The organism is Leptolyngbya sp. CALU 1928, assembly GCF_056784215.1.
Genome location: NZ_JBXBCE010000001.1, coordinates 1,883,453 through 1,896,373 on the forward strand (window position 1 = coordinate 1,883,453; position 12,921 = coordinate 1,896,373).

Below are 12,921 nucleotides of genomic sequence, written 5' to 3' on the forward strand. Positions count from 1 at the left end.
GCATGCAATTATCATTGAAAAATGAAAAGCGCGTGGGAGTATTGGCAGCAACGCTCAGGGGAAGACTGGCTGATTGGACAGAAAAGCCATGATCTTCAAGACCTAGCAAATCAGGCGATCGCAGATTTACGCCAAGAGAAAGCGCGATCGCCCCATCCTCCCATTATTTTTCTCGCCGAATCTGACCCAATCCACTTCCTAGCAAAATTCATCGCCGCCTGCGCCACAGACTGTCACCTTTTTCTCTGCAACCCCACTTGGACAGACCCCGAATGGGCACAAGTTTTCGCCCTTGCCCAGCCCACTCTCATTTGGGAAAGCCGCACCCTTTCCCCTTCTTTTGCTGCCCCATCAAACTCTGACCCCCGACCGCTGATACCTGACACCCGACCCCCCACCCCGCCCCTCATCTGCATCCCCACGGGCGGCTCCTCCGGCACCATTCGCTTTGCCATGCACACCTGGGAGACGTTCGCAGCTTCCGTTACAGGCTTCCAGCAATACTTTGGCGTAGAGCAAATTCATTCTTGCTGTGTGTTGCCGCTTTATCACGTTAGCGGTTTGATGCAATTTGTGCGATCGCTCATCTCTGGCGGCAAGTTTGCGCTCATATCTTACAAAATTCTTGAGTCATCCCCATTGCCCTTTGATCCTGCCGATTTCTTTCTTTCCCTTGTCCCAACGCAGCTTCAGCGCTTGATTGCTTCCCATAAACTGTCTCACTTCAAAACGGTTCTGCTTGGGGGTGCGCCTGCTAGCTCAGAGTTGTTAGAGCAGGCACGGCGGCTGAGGATTCCGCTTGCGCCCACCTACGGCATGACAGAAACCGCATCCCAAGTGGCAACGCTAAAACCAGCAGATTTTTTGCAGGGGATAACAGGCTGCGGTCAAGCACTGCCCCATGCTCAAATCACGATCCGCAGCGCTACGACCGGGGAAGTGCTGGGGCTTAATCAAACAGGCGTAGTGACGATCGCCTCAGAATCCTTGGCGCTGGGCTACTATCCAGATCTCTTTAGCGATAGCGCCTTTTCTACAGACGACCTCGGCTGGTTGGATGAGCGCGGCTACCTGCACATCGTCGGGCGGCAGAGCGACAAAATTATTACAGGCGGCGAAAATGTGTTTCCGGCAGAGGTAGAAGCGGCGATTTTAGCCACGGGGTTGGTGCAAGATGTGAGCGTGATTGGGGTGAGCGATTGCCAGTGGGGAGAAGCGATCGCTGCCATTTATGTGCCAACTGCCGATAATCTAACAGTAATAACCCTAAAGTTTGCCTTAGAAAATAGCCTGAGCAAATTTAAACGACCAAAACACTGGATTGCCGTAGAACAATTGCCCCGCAATGCTCAAGGCAAACTTAATCGGCAAGAGCTTCGGAGACTGGTGCCCACTGACGCAGCCAAGTAAGCAATATCGCTGGCAAGTCTTGTCGAGTTCGAGTTGAAGTATCGATACAAACATGGCGCGTAACTGCCTTAATCACAGGCTTATCGGATAGGCTCTCCCAATAAATCTGATAGTAAATTTCAAACTCGCTGGAGCTAGTCTGATGAGGCGTGAGGTGAATTTCTAGGCGATCGCCCACTGTTATGGGGCGCAAAAAATCCACGCTGGCATGGACGATTGGCACCGCCACAGGAATTCCCTGAAAAAATCCCTTCAGATTGATTCCTGCCGCTTGCAACGATGCTTCATAGGCTTCGTGCGCGATCGCTAGCCCATTGGCGAAATACACGACCCCCGCCCCATCCGTATCCTGAAATCGCACCGTCCGCTGATAAACAAACACCCCTTTTCCCTCTTACCTCTTGCCTCTCGCCTCTTCAAAAGCTAATCTTCCAAAGCTGAAAGATTTCTCCAGGTAAGGTTTTGACGAGTTTGCCCCCCGCATCTTGAACGATCTTTTTCCAGTTTTCCAGTGGCTCAAGAAACACCTCGCTGCCCAAGTACATTTCCAGGATTGCCCAGTTTTCTGCCAAAGGCATCTCAGGATCGACCACATCAAACACAAAGGAACTGCCCGGTTTTAGAACCCGCTTGGCTTCAGAAAGCACTCCAGTCCAGTATTCTGGCGGATAGTAGGCGCTGACTCCCGTGGCGATCGCCAAGTCAAACTGATTCGCTTCATAGGGCATTTGGTGGGCGGGAGCCAGTTCTACTCCTTTAAACAGTTTAGAGTTCAGTTGCGGTCCTCGTGCATTCAACACCTCGCGCGCTGCGGTACTCACTTCCAGGCCATAGAAAACGGCATCCCACTCGCGCCAAGGATAAATCAAAAAGCTAACACCACAGCCAATATCCAGGCAGCGCTGATTTTTTTTGGGTTTAGCCAGTTGCCAAAAAGGAGAGGTGAGTTTGCTTTGCAGCAAGCCAGAGAGCCGCTCTTGGTAGATTGGCATTGCCTTCACTTCATCGGGCAAATCAACCGCTGTGCCTTGATATTCCTGGTTAAAGCGGAACGCGATCGCGGCAATATGGCTTTCCCAATCGAGCGGGCGATCGCGTAACACTTCAAACCCATCCCTGAAATCTGCTTGAGATGCAAGACGCTTGTTTTTGTTAGACATCCAATCCCTCAGCCTTTCAACGCTTTATTAAAGTTTTGGCGGTAGGGTTTGTTAAAAATCAAAACGGGCCATAAGGGGGCTAAATACCAGCGACCTTGACTAAAGTTTGTGCGATCAAATCCTGTCCAAAACTTCCAAATGCCACCGACGTAGACAATGGACGCAAGAATGCCAATAATTCCCATAACTGAACGACCCTTCTAAATTGCTAGTGAAGCTTACTACTCTGTTTTATCCTATCTCCAGAAATCAGGATGTCTAGTAGGGTCGATGTAACAAGGTTTTACGATGTTTCAGTTTAGGTAGCATTCCTGCCGTCCGGAGGATACCTTGAAGGCATAACGCTACAAAACTATAGAAAACTCCACCCTTCAAGAGTTAAAACTTTTTCATTCTTTTTCATTTAAAACACAAAATCGAGGGCGTATGCGAGCAGTTTTGATGGCAGGAGGATCGGGAACTCGATTAAGACCGTTGACTTGCGACCTTCCTAAGCCGATGGTTCCGATTCTCAACCGTCCGATCGCAGAACACATCATTAATTTGCTAAAGCGCCACGGCATTTATGAAATTATCACCACGCTGCACTACTTGCCCGATGCCATGCGGGACTATTTCCAAGACGGCAGCGATTTTGGCGTGCAAATGACCTATGCCGTCGAGGAAGATCAACCCTTAGGGACGGCAGGCTGCGTTAAAAATATTGCTGAGCTATTGGATGACACATTTTTGGTGATCAGTGGTGATAGCGTTACAGACTTTGACCTGAAAGACGCGATCGCCTTCCACAAAGCTCATCGGTCTAAAGCAACGTTGATTCTGACCCGCGTTCCCAATCCTCTAGAATTCGGCGTGGTGATCACCGACGAAAACTATCGCATTTGTCGCTTTCTAGAAAAACCATCCAGCAGCGAAATCTTTTCCGATACGGTCAATACGGGCATTTATATCTTGGAACCAGAGGTATTAGAGTATCTGCCAGAAAACCAGGAAAGTGATTTTTCTAAAGATTTGTTTCCGCTAATGTTGGCGGCAGAGGAACCGATGTTTGGCTACATTGCGGATGGTTACTGGTGCGATGTCGGTAATTTGGATGCCTATCGCGAAGCCCAGTACGACGGCTTATTTCGTAAAGTCAAGCTCGATTTTGCTTACGACGAGCGGATGCCCGGTATTTGGATTGGGCAAAACACCTACCTTGACCCGACCGCGCAGATCGAAGCACCCGCCATGATTGGCAGCAATTGCCGGATTGGGGCACGAGTGTTGATTGAAGGCGGTACGGTGATTGGCGATAACGTGACGGTGGGGACAGAGGCGAATCTGAAACGTCCGATTGTGTGGAATGGGGCGATCGTGGGGGAAGAAGCCCATTTAAGAGCCTGTGTGATTGCACGCGGCACGCGAGTCGATCGCCGCGCCCATGTGTTAGAAGGTGCCGTCGTGGGTCCGCTTTCCTCCATTGGCGAAGAAGCCCAAGTTAGCCCCGGTGTGCGAGTCTGGCCCAGCAAACGGGTGGAGCCGGGTGCCATTCTCAATATCAACTTGATTTGGGGGCAGGCTGCCTATCGCAATTTGTTTGGTCAGCGGGGGGTGTCTGGTCTGGCGAATATTGACATTACTCCGGAGTTTGCAGTGAAACTAGGGGCTGCCTACGGTTCCACGCTTAAGTCTGGTTCCCATGTCACGGTTTCTCGCGATCAACGGACGATTTCGCGAATGGTGTCGCGATCGCTGATTGCGGGGTTAATGTCCGTTGGGGTAAACATTCAAAATCTGGAAGCTACAGCCATTCCAGTGGCGCGATCGATTGTGCCGACGATCGCGATCGCGGGTGGCATTCATGTCCGCGTCCATCCAGAGCGCCCCGACCATATCCTGATCGAATTCTTTGATCACAAAGGCATCAATATTTCTAAGGCGCGGGAAAAGAAAATTGAAGGCGCATACTTTAAGGAAGATTTCCGTCGCGCTCAAATGCACGAAATTGGCAACGTCGCCTACGCTAACCAAATGCTGGATATTTACGGCATCAGTTTCGAGCGTCACCTGAATGTGGAAGCGATTCGCCACAGTAGTTCCAAAGTAGTCATTGATTATGTCTACGCGGTATCGGGAGCGGTGCTACCCCAAATTCTCGCCAAATTTGGCTGCGATGCTGTAGTGCTGAATGCCAGCCTCAGCCAAACCGCGCCCACCAACTCTAATCGTGAAATGTTACTCAGCCAACTGGGGCACGTCGTCGAAGCGCTGAAGGCGAATTTTGGGGTGCAGGTGTATGCCAATGGCGAACAACTGATTTTGGTGGATGAGGCTGGCAGCACCATTCGCGGCGAAATGCTAACGGCGCTGATGGCAGAAATGATGCTAACTCAAACTCCTAGGGGCACGATCGTGGTGCCTGTTAATGCTTCCAGCGCCGTGGAACATATTGCCCGCCGTCACGATGGTCGGGTGATTCGTACTAAGGCAAACCCGACCGCCCTGATGGAAACTTGCCAAACCAGCGCCAATGTGGTTCTGGGCGGCAGTGGCGAGATGGGGTTCATTTTTCCTCACCTCCATCCCGGCTTTGATGCCATGTTTTGTATTGCCAAGATCATTGAACTGCTTACTATTCAAGAGCGATCGCTCGGACAAATTCGGGCAGCGCTGCCCCGGATTAGCCATAAAACTCATGTCGTCCGCTGCCCTTGGGCAACCAAAGGTTCGCTCATGCGGCACTTGGTCGAAACTCATCCGGTGGAATCGTTGGAACTAGTGGACGGCGTGAAAATTTTTGATCATCGATCCGATGGTTGGGTGCTGATTTTGCCCGATGCGGGAGAACCGTTAGTCCATATTTTTGCCAACAGCCCCGATCGCAACTGGGTAGACGAAACCCTGCGAGACTACCGCATCCGAGTTCAAGCATTTGTTGATCTCGAACATGAATCCGAAGAAGAAATCTACGCTGAAAGCACTTATTCCTACTAACGGGGCGATCGCCTCGTTAGTAGACAGCGATCGCATGATTTCCAAACTGCGATCGCGAATGGAGCGCAATCGTTCCCAAAGTCGGAACTATTGCCCTACCTGCACCGTCTACCCATTGTCTAACAGCACTTTTGTAGGAGGGCATCCAATGCAAGTACTCAATCGATGGCAGGTCGGTTCAGCGTGGGTCGTGATCGCAGGAATCACAGCCGGGGCGATCGCGCCATTCACCTTGTCCTCTGGGGCGGTTGCCAATCCAACCCCCTACACCGTTGCTCAGCTTTTTCCTTCTGCTCAGCCTCCCGTCGTTGTTATTCCGGCTGGGGCAAGAATTCCCGTGCGATATCTGGGCACCGATAAATTTGTTGTGACTCCCACCGAATCTAAGCCGTTAATTGTGTCGGTGGCTAAAAATATTCGGGCTGCCAACGGCGAGTTATTAATTCCCGCAGGAAGTGAAGTCAGGGGACAGCTTGTGCCTGTCAATGGCGGGGCGCAGTTCATTGCAGATACCCTAGTTTTGCAAAATGGTAGCCGGGTTGCGATCAATGCCAATTCTGAGATCGTCACTACTACAGATACACAAGGAAACGGGATTAACGGCAACGCGATTTTGAAGGGGGCTGGCATCGGGGGCGTTGGGGCTACAGCGGTTTCAGCGATCGCGGGCAGAAGGCGCGTCACCATTCCCAAAATTTTGCTAGGTGCTGGGCTAGGTGCAGCCGGTGGTTTACTGTTAGGGCAAAAACCGACCAGTGATTCCATTGCACTGAATCCCAACACCGATCTAACACTGACTCTCAATTCACGCCTTGCTCTAGAGCCAAACTATTCTAGCTATCAACCACCCGCCTATCCCCGATATTAAGCTACAGCCCTATGGAATAGGACTCTTGAGTGATCCCCACATCGACGTTTGAACGCTCCGGGTTTGAGTTCGCTAAGTTGTTTATCGCTTATAACTTCTCCTTGACCTAGTTCTAGCCACTTTCTCCTATTTACTCAAGAGGTCTGTGTAAGAGGTTGCTTGAGTATCCGCTTAGGCTTTCGATTTCTCAGCTAATGAACGCCTTAAAAGATGTGTCAAGTCGCAGATACGGACAGGCTGGATTCAAGAAGCCTTATGGCGGAGAAGCCCTATGGACTCGCGACTTTGTTTCATCCGTGGGTGGCGCGCTGGTAGACGTGCTAAAGCGATATATTCAGGAACAAGAAAAGCTGTCTTAAAACAACGGGGTTTTCAGCCCATTTCATTGATAAAAATTAATGTAGTCGCGATCGCTAAAGTTCTAAGACAACGGCTCCTTGCCGCAAAATCTCCCAGTCACCGCCATTCCAGCGAACTACGGTCGATGGGGTCCCTGAAGCAGCTAGGGAACACTGTCCGGCGATCCGCCGATTCTCTTCAGGTGAAAGGGTCAGGACGGCTGGAAATTGGGCTTCAATCTCGCTGATTTTTTCTAACGGCGGTTGCCCAGAAAGATTGGCGCTGGTAGTTGCCAGCGCACCCGTTTGAGCCAAAATCGCCTGAGCGATCGCATGATTAGGGACGCGCACCCCAATCGTCGTAGAGTCATGAGGATTCATCATGGAGGGTACGCGATCGCTCGCAGGCAGCACCAATGTTAACGCGCCCGGAAGATACTGATTGGCAACTAATTCCCATTGATAGCGCTCTGCCTCCGTGCCTTTCACATACTCCCAAAGATCCATCACAGTTGCCGCCATTAAAATGAGTGGCTTATCAAAACTACGTTGTTTTGCCGTATAAATTAGCGCGGCTTGCTCAGGATGAGCCGCCAAAGCGGGAACCGTATCTGTTGGAAAACTAGCTAAGTGTGTCCCGGCAAAAACCTTGGTTGTCAGTTCATCTAAAAAAACTTGGGGCATAAAATAGAAGAGTAGAAAGAAGATTCAGTACTAAAAAATAATCAGACTCTATTTATCATGTAAAGGTAGTTGTTCAATTGCTGAATGAGTATGTGCTTCATCCCATGGGCGTTGGTAAAGGTCTAACTGAGTCTGTCAAAGCCAATCTTCCGACAGAACTTGCCAAAAGAGAAACAGCACCCGTCATTCTCGCATTCGTTGATGCTGAACCCGCCGGACTCATCGTTTGCATAGAAGGATTCTCTACATTGGCGTGTAAGACATCCTCTCAACGGTTCTGGCTCTCTTAGGTTGTTTAGATGTTCTCACCATACCCACATTTGGGGAGCTTGAACAGCTATTTCCTATAATGAGAATTGCTGGTATGAGGAGTTTGAAAAAATGGAACCATTGTTGAAAAGTATGATGTTTGTCGCTGTTCCGCCAATGTTTCTAATGAAATTTTGTTTGGTTATAGTTCCAATGAAATAGGCTTTGGCTGGACAAATGCCACAGCGTTAGAGTTCTTACATTTCATTTATAGATAAATAGAAACATTTTTTCTGGTTCCCCTTAACTTGATGGGTTTCTTGGGCATCCACTCAACAAAGCAATACTTTGGGACATCAAAGCTAAAGGGCTAGGATGAAGCGAGATTTATAGAGAATCTTGTACGTTCCTGAGATATTCGGCATGTTGGAATGGATACTTACTGTTGGTGCGACAGAACTGGCAAAAGTTGGACTTGAGCAACTGCTGAAGCTGGGGCAAAACGCCGTAGAAGATTATGTCAAGGATTTTTTCAAAGGGTGCCTGAAGGAAGGAGTGGCGGCGGCCAAACCAGAGGTGGCAAAGAAAGCGGTTGCTGGAGCCTTGAAAGCGTTTTTGCTACTGGTGACGGATGAACTGGAAGATCAGGATTTGTCAAAAGCTGAAATTCGCGATCGCTACGATCCAGCCTTGATGCAATTTGTCCAGAATGAGTCGGTGAAGCCAATTCTGGGTAAAGCGTTTGAAAAAGATTGCAGCGCTATCGATGTGGCAGGATTAACTACCACCTGGCAACAGTCCACACTGAAAGGTAAACCATTTCCCATTCTGCCCCCGGGTTTTGACTGGCAACGAATTGGCAGCGAATACCTCAAAAAAGTGCGACGAATTGTACGGGAATCCCCAGAGTTGAGATCGCTGCTGGAGACTGAACTTCTGGAAACGATCGCCCGTAACACCACTCAGATTTCACCCGGCTTTGATGTTGCCAAATATCGCGCCAGTCTGCAAATTAGCTATGGGTCTCTGAAACTGCACGAAATTGATTGCACCGATCAGTAGATAAGACTTTGGCTAGTGAACAGATGAGATGAAATTAGGCTGCTAAGGAGTAGCGCCTGAGGACGCTTGAAAACCAAAGAATTGCCGCCTCGCCATCTTTTATAATTACATCGGTAAGCTCACGATTGTGCGCTAGCGTATTTCGCAGATTTTGAAGCTGTTTAAAACGGCTTTGTAATGACGTTTTATCATTGAAGTAGGGTTCAAAGTACTGCCAATTAGTACTGCTAATAATTAAGTCACAGTATTCAGACACATCAAAAAATTTTAACTGCTTCTTAAGAGACTTAAAACTCTCCGCACTATCAGAAGGATTCTCCTTCAAATATTTTTGAATTTTTCCATCTAATTTGGGGACAATATGATGCGGAATATAAGAGTTAGAAACAATGTCCTCTTCATGCTCTGCTGCAACATCTTCAATCAGTTGGCGAATTGCAAGCTCCAATTCTTCAACCTTTTGTCGCCATTGCTCAACATCTCGCGATACGTGAATGGTTGAATCACCTTGATGAAGTTCATGCATAAATTTGTTGATTCCTGCCGCTAAAAGTCGTCTCCGCTCCTTGATAAAAGCTTGATAACCTTCAAGACTCATCTGCCAAAGTTCAGGTTCACAGGGAACAAATTGGCAGCGTAGCTGATTAGCACCAACCTTGGGTAGATAAACAGCAGGATCGTTGTTGAAAATACTGTGATTGGTCTCTGAAGTTAGCAGCGCAATGTTGGCTAGCTCGTTTACCAGACTTTTGTCATAGGTAGAATTGGAACTGAAAATTTTGTAGAGCTTGCTTTTTGGAAAAATGTGATGACGTTCAATGGAGTAGGAGCGTCCAACCACATGGTTGTAAAGAGGAAAGGAAGAATCTGCCCAATCGACGGCATTATTTCGTCGAACAAGAATGTAGAAAATTTGATAAAAGCGGCTTCTAACACCTTGTAGCTCTAAGTCTTCTTCTGTAACTTCAAGGTTTCCTCCTCGTGTTAGAGCCACCGTTTTGACAAGTTCATCAATTGAATTAGTTTCCTTGAGGGTACGAACATCGCGATCGAGGGCTGACTCCGAACTGTTACTATAACGCCCCCACATTAACGCGTTGTAAAGCCAGTAAAGCGATTTATCACGAGTTTTAGCGTCAGGAAACTTGAACTTATTGTTTGAGAGGTAGTAAACAAGTGGGAAAAATATATAGGGTGTGCTTAAAAATGATGTGTCATCTATATAAGCGTGTTGGGGCAAAACATTAACCAAGTAATCTAATGATTTTTCAGTTTTGCTCCAAGCATTGATTAAATCATCTTTAGTAAGAGCCGATACATTATCAAACACACCACGAGCGGTGGCAATGACAGCAATGCAACGGGTAAAGAAATATAAATCGAAGTGGAAGTTACTCTTCTTATATTTCTCAGAAGCAGCACGCATTTTGTCTTTACAGTCTTCCCATCGACCTGTAATCACTGCTAAAGCAAGGTCGGCATCCGAAAGCGGAGTTCCAGCACTATTAACGAGGTTGAAGATTTCAACCACCTGCATTGGGTTTTGCTGTTCAACTTCCTGAATGTAATACTCGTAGTTTTTGATGCCGTCCAGTCGGTTCAATGGTTCCAGTCGAGTTACTAAATACACGGCAAGTTCTGGGCTACTAGCGGCGGCATTTGCAATGTAAGCTCCTGCTCCCTTTTGTAGTAAGTCAGCAACGGGAATCCATTCTTGCTTGCCAGTCATCAAAGTTTGAGTAAAGTACTGAAACTCCTCAGTTTCTAGGTTGAAAAACAAGTCTGTTCTAGGCGGATTACCCTCAATCCAGTTGGGCGGAACGCCTTTAATTAGCGTGTAGAGAGTAGTCAATCGTTGTTGCCCGTCTAGAATTAACCGTGTAAAAGTATTTTCTTCTGAAGGAGAAGACCCTTTGATTTTAGATGGAATTTCAGCTTTCCAAACTAAAAAGGCTCCTGTTGGGTAACCACGATAGAGGGACTGGAAGTATTTTTTAACTTGCTCAGAGTTCCACCGAAAACCACGCTGAAATTCAGGTAGGAAATATCGGTTTTTCTGAATGTCATCGATTAGAGAGTGAATTCTCTGAGTAGTTGCCATGGACATAAACCTTTAGAGCAAGGAGCTAAAAACTTTTGAGTAGGAATAAAATGTATTGATGCTTAAGCGAATGTCTGGTTTTCTTCCGTTATTAACGTTCCCATCCTTCTTACCTTACGCACACTAACAGCGATTTTGATAGCAAGTTATTGATGCGGTATGAACACTCGAAAAACTGATGATGATGTTCTCATCCATCCCAAAACCCTTGAACTGCTGCGCGATAGAGCGGAAAATGACCCCGATGAGCAACTGCGGCAATGGGCACGGGAGCAATTAAAAATGCAAAACGTAGGCTTGAAAATTGAAGAGGAGGCATGAGCACACTGATATGCACGTGGTTACTCGTAAACGGCTCAATGAGTTTGCCAAACTTCATCCAGATACAAAAAACGCTTTAGCTCAGTGGTACAAACTCATCAAACAAAATGAATTTGCAACCTTCGTTGAACTCCGTGAACTATTTCCATCCGCCGATCAAGTTGGAAAATTGACTGTCTTTAACGTTGGAGGTAACAAAGTTCGACTGATTGCAGCTATTCATTACAATCGGAAGAAAGTCCACATTCGGGCTGTATGAACTCACGCTGAGTACGATGAAGAGAGGTGGAAAGAATAATGCAAAGCCTTAATCTGGATCAAACGATCGCTGCCTGGTCATCCATTACCGAAACAGTCTTTGTTCCTCACACAGAAGAGGAATATGAGCATTTAGTTGAGCTACTGGATACCCTGATCGATCAAGTGGGCGAGAATGAAACTCATCCTCTTGCTTCAATGATGGACGTGATTGGGGTTTTAATTGAAAACTACGAAGCAGAACATATTCCTGAGTTAGAGGAGGTTGCCTAATTACTACCCCCTCCCATTCCAATACCCTTGAACTGTTGCGCGACAGAGCCACCAACGACCCTGATAAGCAAGCAAACTTTTTCCTCACTTGTGATGACGTGCTACTAAGGCAAGCCAGAAAACTTTCATTAGTCTGTGAGGTCGTGAATCCAGTTGACTATATTCAGCGGGAAAGCTACGACAGACTCTCCCAAACCATGAACGACATTCAACTTTGAGTCTAAGCGATCGCTGCTCTCAAAAAAGAACTGGGTATGGCAACTGCTTTACGCGTCCTAAGGCTGTGCCCTTCGCAAATATTCGACTAAACTTGAATCACGCGATCTCAATCATTTGTGATGATAGGGATCAAGATCGGGGGCTTTTCTGCAATCGCAGAGATTTTATGATAGACCTGCCACATAATTCTATTGATTCTGCCACTCAATCGGCGGTTAGTCATGCAGCCAATTTGCTGCGTCACTATAGTTTTGAGTTAGACATTACCATTGAGCAACAGATGGCTGCCTGGTTAGAAACATATCCAGCGCCATGGATTTTGTTGTCCGTAGTAGAAGCGCTGTATCAAGGACGATATAAAGCAGTTTCGGTGGAGCAAATTTTGCACATTTGGCAGCGGCGCGGTCAACCGCTTTGCCACTTCACTCATGAGTTTGAGCGATTGGTGCGAAGTGAAATTCCTGCGGCGCTCGCGCCTCCACCCTGCCCGGAAGCGCAGCCGGAACCCTTGCCCCAGGCAACCCTTTCCTATCGCACCATGCTGCTCCAGCTTCCCAGCGTCAAAGCGGCTTCTAAGCTAAAGCGCCTGACAGAAATTCCTTCGCTCACCTTTCCCTTAAGTGGCGACACAGAACTAGTTAGGCAAAGTCAAACACAAGACTCGGATCACCGAGCAGCCAGCACTTCGAGCCACTCAGTCAGCCTACCCGCCGTTGCAATAGTCCGCCAGCCAGCCAACGACAAGAAAGCGATCGCCTCTGCATCTAATCTATTTGCATCCAATGGATTTGAATCCAACAGCAAACCGAGATTGCCAGGAGAAAGCGATCGCGACTTTCAGCAGTTTAAGGAAGGGGTGATTTTTGCGCTCAGTTCCAGCTTGGCAACCCCGGCGTTGCATCCAATCATTAGACTGAAACTGAGCCAATATTATCGGCTTGACTGGCACCATTTTTTAGACAGCCAAGCCCCCTGCGTGTAAGCGTTTACGGGAAGAATACA

16 protein-coding genes are annotated in these 12,921 nt (G+C 47.8%); 11 read left to right on the forward strand and 5 right to left on the reverse strand.

What is annotated here, in order from left to right:
- The first annotated feature begins 21 nt into the window (after positions 1-21).
- Entirely contained in the window at positions 22-1,410 is a 1,389-nt protein-coding gene (locus tag AC1S5B_RS08755; RefSeq protein WP_482035288.1) for a 2-succinylbenzoate--CoA ligase, read from the forward strand.
- On the opposite strand, the gene AC1S5B_RS08760 is transcribed toward AC1S5B_RS08755, so the two are convergent.
- Genes AC1S5B_RS08760 through AC1S5B_RS08770 form a run of 3 tightly spaced genes read right to left on the reverse strand, consistent with a single transcriptional unit; the run spans position 1,361 to position 2,755 of the window.
- Entirely contained in the window at positions 1,361-1,792 is a 432-nt protein-coding gene (locus tag AC1S5B_RS08760; RefSeq protein WP_482035289.1) for an acyl-CoA thioesterase, read from the reverse strand. The genes AC1S5B_RS08755 and AC1S5B_RS08760 overlap by 50 nt on opposite strands.
- Before the next feature lie 34 nt (positions 1,793-1,826).
- Positions 1,827-2,570 (reverse strand): class I SAM-dependent methyltransferase, encoded by a 744-nt coding sequence (locus AC1S5B_RS08765; RefSeq protein WP_482035290.1) that lies wholly within the window; start codon positions 2,568-2,570, stop codon positions 1,827-1,829.
- An 8-nt stretch (positions 2,571-2,578) separates the two neighbouring features.
- Positions 2,579-2,755: a hypothetical protein gene (locus AC1S5B_RS08770; RefSeq protein WP_482035291.1), complete on the reverse strand. Its 177-nt coding sequence runs from the start codon at positions 2,753-2,755 to the stop codon at positions 2,579-2,581.
- A gap of 256 nt (positions 2,756-3,011) precedes the next feature.
- Here AC1S5B_RS08770 and AC1S5B_RS08775 point away from each other — a divergent pair, with 256 nt between their 5' ends.
- The 3 genes from AC1S5B_RS08775 to AC1S5B_RS08785 all read left to right on the forward strand — a co-directional run bounded on the left by AC1S5B_RS08775 (position 3,012) and on the right by AC1S5B_RS08785 (position 6,773).
- Complete coding sequence (locus AC1S5B_RS08775; protein WP_482036612.1) at positions 3,012-5,546, forward strand: sugar phosphate nucleotidyltransferase; 2,535 nt, start codon at positions 3,012-3,014, stop codon at positions 5,544-5,546.
- Positions 5,500-6,414: a TraB/TrbI/VirB10 family type IV secretion system protein gene (locus AC1S5B_RS08780; protein WP_482035292.1), complete on the forward strand. Its 915-nt coding sequence runs from the start codon at positions 5,500-5,502 to the stop codon at positions 6,412-6,414. The genes AC1S5B_RS08775 and AC1S5B_RS08780 overlap by 47 nt, the downstream gene beginning before the upstream one ends.
- Positions 6,415-6,569: 155 nt before the next feature.
- On the forward strand, positions 6,570-6,773 hold the full coding sequence (locus AC1S5B_RS08785) for a transposase (protein ID WP_482035293.1): 204 nt from the start codon (positions 6,570-6,572) through the stop codon (positions 6,771-6,773).
- 54 nt (positions 6,774-6,827) lie between these two features.
- Here AC1S5B_RS08785 and AC1S5B_RS08790 read toward each other — a convergent pair whose 3' ends face one another.
- Positions 6,828-7,436 carry an L-threonylcarbamoyladenylate synthase gene (locus tag AC1S5B_RS08790; RefSeq protein ID WP_482035294.1) on the reverse strand — a complete coding sequence of 203 codons (609 nt, stop codon included), beginning with the start codon at positions 7,434-7,436 and terminating at the stop codon, positions 6,828-6,830.
- A 104-nt stretch (positions 7,437-7,540) separates the two neighbouring features.
- On the opposite strand from AC1S5B_RS08790, the gene AC1S5B_RS08795 reads away from it, so the two are divergent.
- The 3 genes from AC1S5B_RS08795 (at position 7,541) to AC1S5B_RS08805 (ending at position 8,747) form a co-directional block, all read left to right on the forward strand.
- Entirely contained in the window at positions 7,541-7,726 is a 186-nt protein-coding gene (locus AC1S5B_RS08795) for a hypothetical protein (RefSeq protein ID WP_482035295.1), read from the forward strand.
- A 99-nt stretch (positions 7,727-7,825) separates the two neighbouring features.
- A complete protein-coding gene (locus AC1S5B_RS08800) occupies positions 7,826-7,963 on the forward strand; it encodes a trehalase family glycosidase (protein ID WP_482036613.1) in 138 nt (45 codons plus the stop codon).
- A gap of 145 nt (positions 7,964-8,108) precedes the next feature.
- Entirely contained in the window at positions 8,109-8,747 is a 639-nt protein-coding gene (locus tag AC1S5B_RS08805) for a hypothetical protein (RefSeq protein WP_482035296.1), read from the forward strand.
- 34 nt (positions 8,748-8,781) lie between these two features.
- On the opposite strand, the gene AC1S5B_RS08810 is transcribed toward AC1S5B_RS08805, so the two are convergent.
- Entirely contained in the window at positions 8,782-10,848 is a 2,067-nt protein-coding gene (locus AC1S5B_RS08810) for a GmrSD restriction endonuclease domain-containing protein (RefSeq protein ID WP_482035297.1), read from the reverse strand.
- 159 nt (positions 10,849-11,007) lie between these two features.
- Between AC1S5B_RS08810 and AC1S5B_RS08815 the strand changes: the two genes are divergently transcribed.
- From AC1S5B_RS08815 to AC1S5B_RS08830, 4 genes are all read left to right on the forward strand, one after another.
- Positions 11,008-11,169 carry a hypothetical protein gene (locus AC1S5B_RS08815; protein ID WP_482035298.1) on the forward strand — a complete coding sequence of 54 codons (162 nt, stop codon included), beginning with the start codon at positions 11,008-11,010 and terminating at the stop codon, positions 11,167-11,169.
- A gap of 10 nt (positions 11,170-11,179) precedes the next feature.
- Positions 11,180-11,428, forward strand: coding sequence for a type II toxin-antitoxin system HigB family toxin (locus tag AC1S5B_RS08820; protein WP_482035299.1), 249 nt, complete (start codon positions 11,180-11,182; stop codon positions 11,426-11,428).
- Positions 11,429-11,466: 38 nt separating this feature from the next.
- Positions 11,467-11,700: a hypothetical protein gene (locus tag AC1S5B_RS08825; protein ID WP_482035300.1), complete on the forward strand. Its 234-nt coding sequence runs from the start codon at positions 11,467-11,469 to the stop codon at positions 11,698-11,700.
- Between the two features lie 385 nt (positions 11,701-12,085).
- Complete coding sequence (locus AC1S5B_RS08830; RefSeq protein WP_482035301.1) at positions 12,086-12,901, forward strand: hypothetical protein; 816 nt, start codon at positions 12,086-12,088, stop codon at positions 12,899-12,901.
- Positions 12,902-12,921 lie beyond the last annotated feature (20 nt).